Annotated in this window: 15 protein-coding genes; 8 read left to right on the forward strand and 7 right to left on the reverse strand. The window is 53.4% G+C overall.

Going from position 1 to position 16,302, the window contains the following annotated elements:
* Positions 1-851 precede the first annotated feature (851 nt).
* The 7 genes from IM300_RS20705 to IM300_RS20735 all read left to right on the forward strand — a co-directional run bounded on the left by IM300_RS20705 (position 852) and on the right by IM300_RS20735 (position 8,098).
* A complete protein-coding gene (locus IM300_RS20705; protein WP_226842393.1) occupies positions 852-1,160 on the forward strand; it encodes a phage integrase N-terminal domain-containing protein in 309 nt (102 codons plus the stop codon).
* Between the two features lie 312 nt (positions 1,161-1,472).
* The gene (locus IM300_RS20710; protein ID WP_193038149.1) at positions 1,473-3,656 is read left to right on the forward strand and encodes a M23 family metallopeptidase; all 2,184 of its coding nucleotides are present in this window, start codon (positions 1,473-1,475) and stop codon (positions 3,654-3,656) included.
* Complete coding sequence (locus tag IM300_RS20715; RefSeq protein WP_193038173.1) at positions 3,653-4,348, forward strand: hypothetical protein; 696 nt, start codon at positions 3,653-3,655, stop codon at positions 4,346-4,348. The genes IM300_RS20710 and IM300_RS20715 overlap by 4 nt, the downstream gene beginning before the upstream one ends.
* 162 nt (positions 4,349-4,510) lie before the next feature.
* Positions 4,511-5,686, forward strand: coding sequence for an MFS transporter (locus IM300_RS20720; protein WP_193038151.1), 1,176 nt, complete (start codon positions 4,511-4,513; stop codon positions 5,684-5,686).
* Positions 5,655-6,626 carry an HTH-type transcriptional regulator YidZ gene (gene yidZ, locus IM300_RS20725; protein ID WP_193038153.1) on the forward strand — a complete coding sequence of 324 codons (972 nt, stop codon included), beginning with the start codon at positions 5,655-5,657 and terminating at the stop codon, positions 6,624-6,626. Before IM300_RS20720 ends, yidZ begins: the two co-directional genes overlap by 32 nt.
* A gap of 122 nt (positions 6,627-6,748) precedes the next feature.
* Entirely contained in the window at positions 6,749-7,495 is a 747-nt protein-coding gene (locus IM300_RS20730) for a 4'-phosphopantetheinyl transferase superfamily protein (RefSeq protein ID WP_193038155.1), read from the forward strand.
* Positions 7,496-7,531: 36 nt separating this feature from the next.
* On the forward strand, positions 7,532-8,098 hold the full coding sequence (locus IM300_RS20735) for an NADPH-dependent FMN reductase (RefSeq protein WP_003861147.1): 567 nt from the start codon (positions 7,532-7,534) through the stop codon (positions 8,096-8,098).
* A 91-nt stretch (positions 8,099-8,189) separates the two neighbouring features.
* Here IM300_RS20735 and adeP read toward each other — a convergent pair whose 3' ends face one another.
* Entirely contained in the window at positions 8,190-9,527 is a 1,338-nt protein-coding gene (gene adeP, locus IM300_RS20740) for an adenine permease AdeP (RefSeq protein ID WP_139152660.1), read from the reverse strand.
* A 165-nt stretch (positions 9,528-9,692) separates the two neighbouring features.
* On the opposite strand from adeP, the gene yieH reads away from it, so the two are divergent.
* Positions 9,693-10,358 (forward strand): 6-phosphogluconate phosphatase, encoded by a 666-nt coding sequence (gene yieH, locus IM300_RS20745; protein WP_022649879.1) that lies wholly within the window; start codon positions 9,693-9,695, stop codon positions 10,356-10,358.
* 44 nt (positions 10,359-10,402) lie between these two features.
* Here the strand turns inward: yieH and phoU are convergent, their stop codons facing one another.
* The 6 genes from phoU to IM300_RS20775 form a co-directional block, all read right to left on the reverse strand.
* Positions 10,403-11,128 (reverse strand): phosphate signaling complex protein PhoU, encoded by a 726-nt coding sequence (gene phoU, locus IM300_RS20750; RefSeq protein WP_003861153.1) that lies wholly within the window; start codon positions 11,126-11,128, stop codon positions 10,403-10,405.
* 26 nt (positions 11,129-11,154) lie between these two features.
* Positions 11,155-11,928: a phosphate ABC transporter ATP-binding protein PstB gene (gene pstB, locus IM300_RS20755; protein WP_003861154.1), complete on the reverse strand. Its 774-nt coding sequence runs from the start codon at positions 11,926-11,928 to the stop codon at positions 11,155-11,157.
* A 47-nt stretch (positions 11,929-11,975) separates the two neighbouring features.
* Positions 11,976-12,866 carry a phosphate ABC transporter permease PstA gene (gene pstA, locus IM300_RS20760; protein WP_003861156.1) on the reverse strand — a complete coding sequence of 297 codons (891 nt, stop codon included), beginning with the start codon at positions 12,864-12,866 and terminating at the stop codon, positions 11,976-11,978.
* Positions 12,866-13,825 (reverse strand): phosphate ABC transporter permease PstC, encoded by a 960-nt coding sequence (gene pstC / locus IM300_RS20765; protein ID WP_022649877.1) that lies wholly within the window; start codon positions 13,823-13,825, stop codon positions 12,866-12,868. Before pstC ends, pstA begins: the two co-directional genes overlap by 1 nt.
* A 127-nt stretch (positions 13,826-13,952) precedes the next feature.
* Positions 13,953-14,993 (reverse strand): phosphate ABC transporter substrate-binding protein PstS, encoded by a 1,041-nt coding sequence (pstS, locus tag IM300_RS20770; RefSeq protein ID WP_063452042.1) that lies wholly within the window; start codon positions 14,991-14,993, stop codon positions 13,953-13,955.
* Positions 14,994-15,240: 247 nt separating this feature from the next.
* Positions 15,241-16,299 (reverse strand): fimbrial protein, encoded by a 1,059-nt coding sequence (locus tag IM300_RS20775; protein ID WP_193038157.1) that lies wholly within the window; start codon positions 16,297-16,299, stop codon positions 15,241-15,243.
* Positions 16,300-16,302: the final 3 nt, after the last annotated feature.

Consider the following 16,302-nt stretch of genomic DNA (forward strand, 5'->3'; position numbering starts at 1 on the left):
ATAAAAGCATGGTTATTAAATATGGGTCTGATAATATTCATAAATTACATAAACAAAAAGACAAATAATTTCTGCTGCACTTCTATAGGCGCCAGAATTTTTGTTGAGTATGTCCAGAACAACTTGGAATAAGTTTTTCTAAGCGTATTACATTATAGCTTGGCCTAACTTAATCATGGGTTTTCCAGAAAAATTAATTTTTCAAATCCTAAAAACAGTTTCCCACAGCTTTCTCCTTCCCCCAGATCTACCCTACCCCCAACTCATAGCAGTACCCCTAAAAGCTTCCTGTTCTAAGACGAACTGTGACCTGTAAGAAGCGCCTTTGGCGGTCAGCCCCCCGGTCAACCAGGGAACGAAGCGTGGTCTGAAACTGACCTCCTGTCTCGATACAGGTGACCACACCCTTTATCGCTACCCTGTTGCAAGCGTAGCGACAGACAGAACGCTGTAGAGAAGTCGGACGGCATTGCCGAAGGCTTTGCGTCCGTACTTCCTGCTAAATGTGCAAAACGCGGCGTCATTTTTAAGAGCGTAAGCGAGTGAAAGTGACGCCAGCGCGCAGATCAGCATCAACCCAGCTACTGCCTGCAAATCCACTGCAACAAATAGGCTGACACTCAAACAGATGTCAGAAATTCACTTACCAGGAGGAGAAACCAGCACTACCGAACCGATACCGGAGGACAGGTTATTTTACCTGTGGGGATATACCTGCCTGAGCAGGCGGCTGCATTCGTACATCACCGTACCCCGTCTTACCTCATCCGCGCATTCTCCGCCGCACCGGTATCGTTCAGCACAGCACGCTGTGTCCAACCGCGCGTCGGAGAATTGAGTGGAGAATAGCTATGTCGAAACTTACAAAACGCATGGAAAAACTCCCCCTGCTGGTTGGTGGCAGTTTTAAAACAGTCCATGATCGCCTCCGTATCGCCAGGCGTTTAAGCCAGCATCTGCACAAGCTGAATATCCAGATTCAGGCTCTCCAGCATCTGAAATCGTCACATATCGAAAGCTACGTGATGGCACGACGGGAAGCAGGCATTACGCCACGCACGCTACAAAACGAGATGGCCGCCCTGCGCACCATTTTTGCTCAGGCTGGACGCGAAAGGTTTACCCAATCGGAACGAAGCGTTCGAGTTGGGCAACGCTAGGCTCACTGGTAGTGAACCAGACAGGGTTGGCGTACCGGTTATCCGACCCCGTGCTTTTTTCGAAGCCCCTGCTGGGGGCTGAAATCTATTAGAATGAAAGCTTACATTAGTTAAGTAACCATCTGATATATAGAAATTTATAGGACATAGATAATGCCCTCAAAACAGTGTCTTTTTAATCAAAAATGGGCATCGCTAGTAGCTAAATCCAGTTGTCGCTCTTTTTGCCTTTTCTCTTAGTCTTCCAGTACGCTATCGTAATTAGTCATACGAAAAACAGGGATTTTCCCGCCACACAGACAGGAAGTCATCATGATTATCAGCCCGCCTTTTATCCGCGAACAGAACGCTGGTGAAAATGATTATACCTGGGTAAACAATATGCTTCCCATCGATGCACGCCGAAGTTTTCCGCTGAATACACATGGTTCTTGGCATGGTGGCGTGCATGTCACCCATACCGATGCAACCAGCCGCCCGGAAATGCTCCGGGCTATTGCTGATGGTGTGGTGGTTTCTTTTCGCAAACCTTCTGGTCTGGAAAAGCGCGATGCGTTCCCGCTGAACTACAACGGAAAAACAGATGACGGCTATGTGCTGCTAAAGCATGAAACAGCCATTGGTAGCGGAGACAGCGGCAGCATTGTTTTCTATTCCCTGTACATGCATCTGCGGGAGCGGCTGGACCCAGCCATCGTGGAAGGGGCCAAAATCTGGCGCAAGGATGTCATTGGACAGAGTGGCATGGTGGATGGCGCGAATGCCTTCCATTTTCAGGTGTTCTGTGACGATCAGAACATGATGAAGCTAACCGGCCGCACCACTCCGGGGCTGAATATTGCGTCAGACGGCAGAACGGACACCGTATACGGTGATATTCATTTTTATCTGCCTGCCGGGACCGTGTTTTACGAGCAGATCCCGGACATGGCGTCACCGGATGCCTCTCAGCTCAAAGTCATTCATACCAGCACAGAGTCGCTATACGTCAGTATGACCTTCGAAAAAGGTAGCTGTACGATGGTTACACGCAGGAAAAATTCTACTTGTGATGCTGCCTATGATGTTATCGGCGAAGCTCTGATTGATGTGGACCACAAAAATTATGAGTACACACTCTATGAACTGGCAAAACAACTTTACCCTCAAAACCGTTCTGCTGGTTTTGAGTTACTACGTTTTGGGCGCGTCATCAGTACCAATGTCACACTAACGCCAACAGATTCGCCATTATGGCGAACGATTAACTTCCCTGGTGGTTCAGGCATGGTCAATCTGGCCGTCCCAGAGATAAAAAAATTCAGCGACGCTGATTTCCCCCACTGGACAGGATGGTGGATGGTTGACGACGATACCGACAACAACAGCCAGTGCAATTCGTTATTCGTGAAATCATTACAGAAAGATGGGCATTTCAGTGCACTCAGCAATCGGCTGGTTTGCCAGTTCCCACTGGAGTGGAATGCAGCCACCTTCGATCAGCGTTATTCGTGGCTAAAGTCGGGCAACGACGATATTACAGCCATGCAGGATGCTGATTACGACAAACTGAAAACCCACGCATCAGCGTTATGTTTCGACCTGGGAGAACTGGGCTCAGGCCGTTTATGGCATTTTCACCCGGCTGAGTTTATTAGCCATTTCCGCAAATGCGGCTGGCTAAGCCAGCAGGAACTGAAGCAAATAGTTCCCATGCACGCCATCCGTAATGCAGGGAAAGTAAAAGGTATGGTGTGGGAATCCATCCCTTGGCATGACGGGGAAAAAAGCCTTGCTGAACTTCTTAATATCCCTCTGAACCGGGCGATGCAGAAATACCTTATCACTACTCCTCTGCGCACTGCCTGCTTCCTGGGAAATGCCATTCAGGAAACCCAGTGGCTAACGCGCACGGAAGAAGGCGGAAGCACTCACCTCTGGTACTACCCGTGGCACGGCCGCGGGCTGCTGCAACTAACGAATCCAATCAACTATTTCACCTATTTCACTTTCTGCGGCAAATCATACCCGGAAACGGTCAGTCAGAATCTGATGACGGAATACAGACGATTATCTAACCTCCCGGCAGACCAGCGGCATAAAAACAGTAAGCTGCCCGACGACGATCACCCTGATTTACCAGCAAATGTGATTGAGTGGCGAAATTATGTCGCCAGCTCTGATGAAACAGTAGCAGACAGTGCAGGGTTTTACTGGGCTTTAAACCCAATGGCCTTTTATGCCGATGAGGAACACAGCTTAGAACGATGCGCTGTTAGTGCCGGTATGCAAACACGTGTTTATTATCGTAGCCCAGCATTCTGGAAGGCTTGCGCCACAGTGAATCTACCAGGGAAAAGAGATGATCAATATTCACACGCCCTGAACGGTTTTGAGGCCCGCTGCTGTGTGTATGGTAATGCCATCTCTGTGCTGACGGAGATGAAATTCCCGAATGCAAATCAGAAGACAGTAAACGATAAACCAGAATCAAATCAGCTAAGGAGAGCAAAATGAGCAAACATTTTTTACCTATAATATTAATTCTTTGCTCATCAACAGCATGGGGAAATATCACACCAGGCATAACCATGCCTGATGGATTTAAAAAGAGCTCATTTTCAGCCGTTCGTCTTGATGCCGGTGGATTTGAAGGATACAACGCAGTGACAAATAACGGCTGTGGAGGGGTGACATATAAAGACTTCACTCCAACACCCTATCGCACCCTAAAAGATAAAAACAACGATCCTGTGTATAAAGGGATAGATTTTTGGTACTGCGAGTTTGAGAACACAGTAAGAAAGGATGGGTATGGTCCTGGTCGCCTGCTCCCGGAAAAAGTCTATTTTGATGAAAAAAACGGGATCTGGAAGAAAAAGAAATACCACCTGAGCAAGGAAGAAACGAAGGCGTCATTACGCACTTACGGGATCAGCGTTATCAACACCCTGCAACCGGTAACGGTATATAACATTGAGTCAGTGAACGCCAAAGGGTATGCCGTCATTGACAGCAACATCCCCAAAGAAGACCGCAACTACGGAATGAAAGGTAAAAGAATTTCATTCTGCCTAATGCACGATGGCGATGCTCTGTGTGGCTCTGGCCCGATGGTTTACACATTTGACGGCAAGGATGTTGATTTCAGCCCCTATGTGCTCAAATCCCTTGAAACGATTGAAATGGGTCTTCCGGCAAAGCTGTAAAAGAGTGGCTCCGATAAAGAACCAGGAAGCTATTAACGTCTTAGCCATTTCCCGGTTGCTGTATCGGTGATTTCCTCCCGGGAAATCACCATTGTCCAAATGGCAACTCGCTTTATCCCCTTCATGCCCCCTATCCTGCATGCCTGCATCCATGGGGGATTTATGGCTCGTTTTCTGTTCTGTAGTTTTGCACTCGTTCTGCTTTATCCATCCGGCATTGATATGTATCTGGTAGGGCTACCGCATATTGCCCGCGATCTGGGGGCCAGCGAGGCGCAGCTGCACATCGCGTTTTCGGCTTACCTTGGGGGGATGGCGTCGTCGATGGTGTTTGCCGGGAAAATCGCGGATAAAGCCGGTCGTCAGCCCGTCGCCATTACGGGTGCGGTTATCTTTGCGCTGGCATCGGTCCTGTGTTCAATGGCTCAGGAAAGCACAATGTTCCTGGCAGGGCGCTTTATTCAGGGCATTGGCGCGGGTGGATGCTACGTGGTGGCGTTTGCCATTCTTCGCGATACCTTAAGCGCCCAGCGCCGCGCCAGGGTGCTGTCGATGCTGAACGGCATTACCTGCATCATCCCGGTGCTGGCGCCGGTCGTGGGCTACCTGATCATGCTGAAATTTCCATGGCAGAGCCTTTTCTGGACCATGGCCACCATGGGCACTATGGTCTTTATTCTGTCCGTGACGGTGCTGAAAGAGACCCATCCCGGTTCGCAGCAGATGCACCACGCTGCTACCTTTCATCCGGCTGAAAAGCTTCTGAATCGCTTTTTCCTGAGCCGCCTGACCATCATCACGCTCAGCGTGGCGGTGATCCTCACCTATGTAAACGTTTCCCCGGTGTTACTGATGGAAACGATGGGCTTCGATCGCGGTGAGTATTCGACGATGATGGCGCTCAATGCGATGGTCAGCATGGTGGTTTCATTCTCGATGCCCTTTGCACTCAATATTTTCCGCCAGCGCACGATGATGCTCACTTCACAGACGCTGTTTCTCGCCGCCGGCGTGATTCTGGCGACCGCCACCTCACACGCGCTGATGCTGGTGAGTATGACCCTGATCTGCGCCGGATTCTCCGGCGGCTTCGGCGTGGCGATGAGTCAGGCGCTTGGTCCGTTCTCACTGCGGGCTGGCGTGGCAAGCTCGGTGCTGGGCATTGCGCAGGTCTGCGGTTCGTCGCTGTGGATTTGGCTGGCGGCAGTGATCGGCCTTCACGCGCTGAATATGCTGATCGGGGTGCTGATTGGCTGTAGCATACTTAGCATTATCTTACTTATGGTCATCCAGCCCGCGGCGCACTATGAAGAAGCCCATCAGCAGTCTCGATCTTAATCTTTTACTTTGCCTGCAACTGTTGTTGCAGGAGCGCAGCGTCACCAAAGCCGCGAAGCGGATGAACGTGACGCCGTCCGCGGTGAGTAAATCGCTGGCGAAGCTGCGCGACTGGTTCGACGATCCGCTGTTTGTAAAAACGCCTTTAGGGCTACTGCCCACGCCGCTGACGGTGAGCCTGGAACAGGACCTGGCCGACTGGATGCAGATTGGTAATCAGATCGTCGATAAATCTCACCACAGCTCTCCTGGCGGGCTCAAGTTTGTGCTCGCCGCCGAAACGCCGCTGATGCTGATTCGCTTTAACACCCTGCTGGAGCAGGTGAATCAGCGCTACCCGCAGGCGACGGTGAAGTTGCGCCAGTGGGATTACGATTCGCTGGACGCCATTACGCGCGGGGAGGTTGATCTCGGTTTTACCGGCCGCGAAACGCACCCGCGCTCCCGCGAGCTGCTGAAGCTGATGCCGTGGTTTGTTGACTACGAAATCCTGTTCAGCGACCGTCCGTGCGTCTATCTGCGAGAAGACCATCCGGCACTTCGCGAAGCGTGGAACCTCGAGACGTTTCTGCGCTACCCGCACATCAGCATCTTCTGGGAGCGCAGCGACACCTGGGCGCTTGATGAAGTGCTAAAGGAGATGGGCCGCGAGCGCAACGTCGCCATGTGCCTGCCCGGCTTTGAACAGTCGATGTTTGTGGCGGCCCAGCCGGACCACAACTGCATTGCCACTGCGCCTTACTACTGCCATCACTATAATCAACTCCACCAGCGTAAACTGGTCTGCCTTCCCATTCCTATCGCTGAGGCACAGGCAGAAAAGTTGACCGTCCCCTTCACGCTCATCTGGCATAAGCGGAACAGCCATAATCCGAAAATTATCTGGCTGCGCGAAACCATAAAAGCCCTGTATACCGCGCCAGGTCAGGTTTTTGCCTAAGATAATGTAAAGTTCGGTCCTCAGGCTTCTCTTATTTCTATTTACTGATTAAAACAGAAGCTGAGTTAAGCGATAATCATGTAACCGTTTAACCGACTACGACCATTATCAAGGAGCGAAAAATGGCTACGCACTTTGCACGAGGAACATTAGCGGAAGGGCATCTCGTATCGGCCAGAATGTCTTCAGCCTGCCACAGTGAGGCGCTCAAGCTACCTGAACACCGCAGGACGCGGTTTTTAGCCTCCAGAGCACTTCTCGCAGAACTGCTTTTTATGCTGTACGGCACCAGCGAATTACCGGACATACTCACCCAGCCAGAAGGTCGCCCGGTTTTTGCGGACCCGGCACTCCCCCATTTTTCCATTGCGTACACCGGCAACATTGTTGGCGTCGCGCTGACCACCGAAGGCGATTGCGGGCTGGATATGGAGTTGCAACGCGTCACGCGCAGCTTCCACGGGGCTAACGCGCTTGATGAATACCCGCTCTCCAGCAATGAAAGGCTGTGGATACGTAACCAGAACGACCCCGTTGAAGCCAGAGCGCAGCTCATTACCCTTCGCCAGAGCATCCGCAAACTGAGCGGTGCGGCGTCAGACGACGCCAGCCTGTTGCAGCTGCTGCCTGGCTCCGGACGCCTGCGGGCCACAAAAGCCTCGCTGGTAGAGGCGCTCAGCGACGCTGAGGACGTGTTGATCTGGTCTGTTGCGGTGAGTCCCGCCATCGAACGGCTGAAAATCTGGGAATTTGACAGTATTCGCGGTTGGCGTAGTCTTCCGGATGTCCCCGAGCGCGCCAACGAGCCCGCCGCGCGCCTGATGCGATTAACCAGTTTACCGGCAGAAAAAGCATACACCCATAGCTGATCCGTCCAGGATCATCATGATGAAACAGGAGTAATCATGTCTGATACGTTGAAAGTTGTTACGTTACTGGGAAGCCTGCGCAAAGGTTCTTTTAACGGGATGGTTGCCCGTACGCTGCCGCAGCTGGCGCCTGCGGGAATGGAAATCAGTGCCCTGCCGTCTATTGGCGACATCCCGCTTTATGATGCTGACGTTCAGCAGGAAGAAGGGTTTCCGCAGAGCGTGGAAGCGATAGCCGAGCAGATCCGCCAGGCTGACGGCGTGGTGATTGTAACGCCAGAATATAACTACTCGGTGCCGGGTGGCCTGAAGAACGCGATTGACTGGTTATCCCGTTTACCGGAGCAGCCGCTGTCAGGCAAACCGGTGCTGATCCAGACCAGCTCTATGGGCGCTATCGGCGGCGCGCGCTGCCAGTATCACCTGCGTCAGATCCTGGTATTCCTGGATGCGATGGTCATGAACAAGCCGGAATTTATGGGCGGTGTGATTCAGAACAAGGTCGACCCGCAGACGGGTGAAGTGGTGGATCAGAGTACGCGTGACCATCTGTCTGGCCAGCTGACCGCGTTTGGGGATTATATTAAGCGGGTTAAAGCCTGATAAAAAAGCCCGGTGGCGCTAGCGCTTACCGGGCCTACACGCGTCAGTAGGTCAGGTAAGCGAAGCGCCATCTGACACCACAAACCGCACCTTAGTGCGCGTCAATAAACACAATCTTCAGCACAAACAGCAGCGCCACAATCATCACGCACGGGCTGAGTTCGCGGAAGCGACCGGTACCGATCTTCATCACACAGTAAGAGATAAAGCCCAGCGCGATCCCTTCGGTGATCGAGAAGCTGAACGGCATCATTACGGCTGTAATAAAGGCTGGCACCGCTTCGGTTAAATCTTCCCACTTCACGCGCGCCAGGCTCGAGGTCATCAGCACGCCGACATAAATCAGCGCACCCGCCGCCGCGTACGGTGGCACCATCCCGGCGAGTGGAGAGAGGAAGATCACCAGCAGGAACAGCAGACCCACCACCACCGCCGTCAGGCCGGTACGGCCGCCCACGGAGACGCCGGAAGAGGATTCAATGTAAGCGGTAACAGACGAGGTGCCGATGAAAGAACCCGCAACGGAAGAGATGCTATCCACATACAGCGCCTGCTTCATGCGCGGGAATTTGCCTTTCTCGTCCGCCAGACCCGCTTTGTCCGTCACGCCAATCAGCGTACCGGAGGAGTCAAACAGGTTGACCAGCATGAAGGAGAAGATCACCCCCGCCAGGCCCAGGTTCAGAGAGCCCGCCAGATCAACGTGACCAATCACGGTAGAGACGCTCGGCGGCGCAGAGACAATACCGCTGTAATGCACGTCACCCAGCATCCAGCCCAGCAGCGTGGTCACGATGATAGAGACCAGCACCGCAGCATGGATGTTGCGCGACGCCAGGATCGCGATGATGAAGAAGCCCAGCACGCCCAGCAGCACGCTGTGCGAGGTCAGGTTACCGATGCTCACCAGCGTTTCCGGGTTCGCCACGATCACACCGGCGTTTTTTAGCCCCATCATACCGATGAACAGACCGATACCGCTGGTGATACCCACGCGCAGGCTCACCGGGATATTGGCAATCATCCAGTAGCGGACGCGGAAGATGGTCAGCAGCAGCAGGCCGACCGCGCCCCAGAAGATAGCGCCCATACCAACCTGCCACGGCAGGCCCATCGCCTGAACCACCACGAACGCGAAGAACGCGTTCAGACCCATCGCCGGGGCCAGCGCCACGGGCAGGTTAGCGAAAACGCCCATCAGAATGCTGCCAAGGGCCGCGATCAGACAGGTGGTAACAAAGACGGCGCTGGTGTCCATGCCAGCCACGCCCAGAATTTGCGGGTTCACAAAAACGATATAGACCATCGTCAGGAAGGTAGTAAAACCGGCGATCACTTCGGTGCGTGCCGTTGTGCCGTGCTCGCGCAGTTTGAATACGCGCTCAAGCAGACCCTGACCAGATGTCTGGGTTGTGTGTTGTTGACTCATCATCAATTTCCGAACAAGGAGGGAAAATTCGTCGCTATCCTATACCAAAATGCGACAATAGTGGCGGTTACGGGATACTTTTTTCATTGATTTTGCTTATACGGCAACGATTGCGTCTCGTAAATCTGTCGTACGTAAACGTTAAACTTGTTAAAAGGGAAGGGCATGTCCGGAATTGAAGCGGTATTTTTCGACTGTGACGGTACGCTGGTCGACAGTGAGGTCATTTGTTCCCGCGCGTATGTCGCCATGTTCCAGGAATTTGGCATTACGCTCGATCTCGAAGAGGTGTTCAAACGCTTTAAGGGCGTGAAGCTGTACGAGATCATCGACATCATTAACGAAGAGCACGGGGTGGATCTGGCGAAAGCGGATCTGGAACCGGTGTACCGCGCCGAGGTCGCACGCCTCTTCGACGCCGAGCTGGAGGTTATCGCCGGCGCTAACGCGCTGCTGGATGCGATGACGGTGCCGATCTGCGTGGTCTCTAACGGCCCGGTCAGCAAAATGCAGCATTCGCTCGGCAAGCTGGACATGCTGCACCACTTCCCGGAAAAACTGTTCAGCGGCTACGATATCCAGCGCTGGAAGCCCGATCCGGCATTGATGTTCCACGCGGCGAAGGCGATGAACGTCAACGTGGAGAACTGCATTCTGGTGGATGACTCGTCTGCGGGCGCGCAGTCGGGGATTGATGCAGGAATGGAAGTGTTTTACTTCTGTGCCGACCCGCACAACAAGCCGATCGATCATCCAAAAGTGACGACCTTCACCGACCTGGCGCAATTGCCAGAGTTGTGGAAGGCGCGCGGGTGGGATATTACGCGTTAAGCTAACGTAGGGCGGGTAAGCGCCAGCGCCACCCGCCACAAACATCACTCTTTCGGATCTTTACCCGCCAGCAGCTTGTCCAGCTCGTCGCCGCCCACGTGACGGAAGTCCTGCCCCTTCACGAAGTAGAAGATGTATTCACAAATGTTCTGGCAGCGGTCGCCAATACGCTCGATTGAGCGCGCGCAGAACAGCGCGGTCAGCACGCTTGGAATGGTACGGGAATCTTCCATCATGTAGGTCATCAGCTGACGCACAATGCCTTCGTATTCCTGGTCAACTTTCTTGTCTTCACGGTAGATACGCACCGCTTCGTCCAGATCCATGCGCGCAAAGGCGTCCAGCACGTCGTGCAGCATCTGCACGGTGTGGCGACCGAGAGACTCCAGGCTGACCAGCAGCGGCTGATGCTGCTGGGAGAATTTCTCCAGCGCGGTGCGGCAGATTTTATCCGCGACGTCGCCAATACGCTCCAGCTCGGCGATAGTTTTGATGATCGCCATGACCAGACGCAGGTCGCTCGCGGTCGGCTGACGCTTGGCAATGATGCGCACACACGCTTCGTCGATGGCGACTTCCATCATATTGACGTTGTGATCGCCTTCGATAACGCGCTTCGCCAGCTCGCTGTCCTGGTTGTGCATCGCCGTGATCGCATCAGAAAGCTGCTGCTCGACCATGCCGCCCATGGTCATCACCTGGGTGCGAATGCTTTCCAGCTCTGCGTTAAACTGGCCGGAAATGTGTTTATTAAGATTGAGGTTGTCCATGGTTTCTCCACATGCACTAAGGCAAATCAACCGTAGCGGCCAGTAATGTAATCTTCGGTTTGTTTCTTCGCGGGCCGGGTGAACAGCGCGTCCGTATCGCTGAACTCAATCAACTCGCCCAGGTACATAAACGCCGTGTGGTCAGAACAACGGGCAGCCTGCTGCATGTTGTGGGTGACGATCACCACGGTGTAATCCTGCTTCAGCTCGGTGATCAGCTCTTCAATACGCCCGGTTGAGATCGGGTCCAGCGCTGAGCACGGCTCATCCAGCAGCAATACTTCCGGGCGAATGGCGATACCGCGCGCAATGCACAGACGCTGCTGCTGACCACCGGAGAGAGAGTACCCGCTCTGGTGAAGTTTATCTTTGGTTTCGTTCCATAATGCGGCCTTGGTCAATGCCCACTGCACGCGCTCGTCCATGTCCGCACGGGAGAGCTTTTCAAACAGACGCACGCCAAAGGCGATGTTGTCATAGATCGACATCGGGAACGGCGTGGGTTTCTGGAACACCATCCCCACCTTCGCGCGCAGCAGGGCGATATCCTGGGTATTGGTCAGGATGTTGTCACCGTCCAGCAGAATTTCACCTTCCGCACGCTGCTCCGGATAGAGCGAATACATTTTGTTGAAGGTGCGCAGCAGCGTGGATTTACCACAGCCAGACGGACCGATAAATGCCGTGACCTGGTTCTTCGCGATATCCAGGTTGATATTCTTCAGGGCATGGAATTTGCCGTAGTAGAAGTTCAAATCACGAACCTGAATCTTACCCGGGGCAGTATCAACCATACTCATTGACTCATTTCCTCATTCGGCGCCGCGATGTGCCGCGCCGTAAAAATTTAACCGTGTTTCTTCTTCGCGAAAATGACGCGCGCCAGAATGTTCAGCAACAGTACGCAAAGGGTGATGATCAGCACCCCGGCCCAGGCCAGCTGCTGCCATTCCGCGAATGGGCTCATCGCAAATTTAAAGATCGTCACCGGCAGGTTGGCGATCGGCTGCATCATGTCCGTGCTCCAGAACTGGTTGGAGAGCGCGGTAAACAGCAGCGGTGCGGTTTCACCGGCGATACGGGCGATAGCCAGCAGGATACCGGTCATGATCCCCGAGACGGACGCTTTCAGGGTGATCGCCGAAATCATCTTCCATTTCGGCGTGCCCAGCGCGTAAGCCGCTTCACGCAGGCTGTCCGGCACCAGTTTCAGCATGTTTTCAGTGGTACGAATAACGATAGGCACCTGCAACAGCGCCAGCGCAATCACACCTGCCCAGCCGGAGAAGTGTTCCATTTGAGCCACCACGATGGTGTAAACAAACAGACCCACAACAATCGATGGGGCAGACAGCAGAATGTCGTTAATAAAGCGGATGACTTCAGCGATCCAGGATTTACGTCCATACTCCGCCAGATAGATACCCGCCATGATGCCCAGCGGCGTACCGAAAACGGTCGCCCACAGGATCAGCAGGCCGCTACCCGCCAGGGCGTTTGCCAGACCACCGCCCGCCGTGTTTGGCGGCGGCGTCATCTCGGTGAACAGCGCCAGGGACATTCCATCGATGCCGCGGGTGATGGTAGACATCAGGATCCAGATCAGCCAGAACAGGCCGAACGCCATCGTGGCCATGGAAAGCGTCAGCGCAATGCGGTTTTTAATCCGGCGCTTTGACTGCATTTTGCGACGGGATTCCGCAAGCTGAGCGGTGTTTTGCATGTCGAGAGTCGCCATTAGCGTGCCCCCTCGTTTTTAGCCAGACGCATAATCATCAGCTTGGAGATAGCCAGTACGATAAAGGTGATAACAAACAGGATCAGGCCCAGCTCCATCAGCGCGGCAACGTGCAGACCGGATTCCGCTTCGGCGAATTCGTTCGCCAGCGCAGAGGTAATGCTGTTGCCCGGCATGTACAGAGAGACGCTGTCGAGCTGGTAGGTGTTGCCGATGATAAAGGTCACCGCCATGGTTTCACCCAGCGCGCGGCCTAAGCCCAGCATGATGCCGCCGATCACCCCATTTTTGGTGAACGGAAGGACGATGCGCCAGATAACCTCCCAGGTGGTGCAGCCGATGCCGTAGGCCGACTCTTTCATCATCACCGGGGTTTGTTCGAAGACATCGCGCATAACTGCCGCAATGTACGGAATAATCATGATGGCGAGGATCACGCCAGCCGCCAGAATACCGATACCGAATGCCGGGCCAGAGAACAGGGCGCCCACAAACGGAACGGCAGAAAGCACGTTACCGACCGGCTCCTGGAAGTACGTTGCAAACAGCGGAGCAAAGATAAACAGGCCCCACATGCCGTAAACGATACTGGGAATGGCCGCCAGCAGTTCGATGGCGATACCCAGCGGGCGTCGCAGCCAGCCCGGCGCCAGCTCTGTCAGGAACAGGGCAATACCGAAGCTTACCGGCACCGCAATCAGCAGGGCGATAAAGGAGGTTACCAGCGTGCCGTAAATCGGCACCAGCGCACCGTAGATATCGTTCGGCGCATCCCACTCTTTGGTCCACAGGAAGGCGAAACCAAATTTCTGAATGCTCGGCCAGGAGGAAAAGATCAGGGACACGATAATGCCGCCCAGCAGCAATAGCACAATCAGCGCAGCCAGTTTCACCAGGGCGCTGAAAATCATGTCACCTTTTTTACCCGGAGGGTTAAATGCAGGCTTGGTTGCAGCCATAAATTACTCTTCTTTTTGAGACGTCTTACGAATATGCCCGGTGGCGCTGACGCTTACCGGGCCTACAGGATGAACCGTAGGGCGGGATCGCTGCGCGCCACCCGCCATCTTCGTCAAAAATATCCTGTTAGTACAGCGCTTTACCGCTGCTGTCTTTCACGTTGGTTTTCCATGCAGCGCGAATCTGCTCAACCACGCTGTCCGGCAGGCTGGCGTAGTCCAGGTCGTTAGCCTGTTTGCCGCCGTTTTTGTATGCCCAGTCGAAGAATTTCAGCACTTCTGCACCCTGCTCAGGTTTCTTCTGATCTTTGTGGACCAGAATGAAGGTGGTAGAAGTGATTGGCCACGCATCGTCGCCTTTCTGGTTAGTCAGGTCCTGCGCGAAGGATTTACTCCAGTCTGCGCCTTTTGCGGCGTTAGCGAAGTTCTCTTCGGTCGGGCTAACCGGTTTGCCGTCAGCAGAAACCAGTTTGGTATAAGCCAGGTTGTTCTGCTTCGCGTAAGCGTATTCTACGTAACCGATAGAGCCCGGCAGACGCTGTACGAAGGCAGCGATGCCGTCGTTACCTTTACCGCCCAGACCGGTTGGCCAGTTAACGGTAGAGCCGGAACCGACTTTGGATTTCCACTCTTCGTTCACTTTTGCCAGGTAGCTGGTGAACACGAAGGATGTACCGGAACCGTCAGCGCGGCGAACCACAGCGATGTTCTGCGAAGGCAGCTTAACGCCCGGGTTCAGCTTAGTGATGGCTTCGTCGTCCCATTTTTTGATTTTGCCCAGGTAGATGTCGCCCAGGGTTTTGCCGTCCAGCACCAGCTCGCCTGATTTCAGGCCAGGGATGTTAACGGCCAGCACAACGCCGCCGATCACGGTCGGGAACTGGAACAGGCCTTCCTGATTCAGTTTTTCATCAGACAGCGGAGCGTCGGATGCGCCGAAATCAACGGTATTCGCGGTAATTTGTTTTACGCCACCGGAGGAGCCGATACCCTGATAGTTAACCTTGTTGCCGGTTTCTTTCTGGTAGGTATCCGCCCATTTGGCATACACCGGCGCAGGGAAGGTTGCACCAGCGCCAGTCAGGCTTGCTGCTGCGAAGGCAGAGAAAGCGCTCAGGGATAAGGTCGCGGCGACAACAGTTGCGACAGTGGTACGCATAACTTTCATAATGTCTCCTGCAAGGATTTCGTAAATCATTGTTTAAGTGGCTACGATGAGCAAAATAGGACAAACAGGTGACAGATAAATGTACGAATTATGACAGTTTTATGACAATCAACGCATTTGCGTTAAGTGCATGATTTAAATATCAATAAAATCACGTCCTTGTCATGAGAATGTCACACTGAGATGCGTTAAGCCTGGTTCAAAGACGGGAATATGACAACGGCTGTCATAAACAGCCGTCATAAGATCAGTTAGAAAATTCCAGGGTTATGGTGGCATCCGCATTAAACGTGCCGGGCTTCGGTCTGGCTCCGGTAGCGCTGGCCGGGGCGGCAGAGAACGTAATAGTGCCGTTACTTCTTCCCCCAATAATGCTTGTAGAACCCATCTCCGTTTTGAGCGCGCCGCCGTTCACCATCACCGGGTCGCCGTTTGTATCATAGATTTTGATCCCCACGTCGTTGTTTGACGTTGAAACCATCGTGCTGTCGGCGCTGGCTGCCGTAGCGTTAAAATCAGCGTTCACCTTTTGCGAGCGGTCCAGACCGGAACAACTCACCGTAACGGTTTTCTCAATTTTTTTACTGGTTATCGATGTGCCGGGCGTGGCGGAAAATTCAGAGGCGGGGATCTGACCAAAATCGATATTAATCACCTGCCCGTCGTTAATTTCACACTGCTGGGATGCAATGATTGAGCCTTTAATCCTGACTTTTGCGATCGCCTCTCCCCTGGGCAAATCATTAGATATTCCGCCGTAGACGAGGGCGACATCGGTCAGGGGAATCGTGACCAACCCGGTGATCGATTTTCGAATATAAAACGAGAGCATCGAAGACGTTCCGGTATCAAGCGTAATATCGTTTGACGAACCACAGGTGTGAGAGGCCGTACTGCGGTTAGAAACGTGCTCAAAAGGAATTGCCGTATAACCCACGTTTTTGATGAAGATCTTTACGCCGACATCGAGATATTCGTTTAGATTGTAATAAGAGACCTCACCAATCTTTTTATCAAATACGAGACCGCCGGTTGGGTCCGCCGTGTAGTAGATTGCCGAAAATCCCTTATTAAGCCGGTGCTTTGAATCGCAGGAACAGTTGACCTGATAGCTGTCGCTGGCCGTCGCCTCGGCGACATCCACCATCGTCTTTCCCGGAACGTTATCTTTAGCGCTAATACTCGTTTGGGGAAAATTCAGGTTAAGCACATGCGTGCCTGAAGTGGTCGTGCAGGTTCCTGCCACCTCAGCGAACGCCGTCGGGCTGGCCAATATCAGCAGGCCAGCGATAAGTAAGCTCTTCATCTA

The sequence above is a fragment of the Enterobacter cloacae complex sp. I2 genome (genome assembly GCF_014896205.1).
GTDB lineage: Bacteria > Pseudomonadota > Gammaproteobacteria > Enterobacterales > Enterobacteriaceae > Enterobacter > Enterobacter quasihormaechei.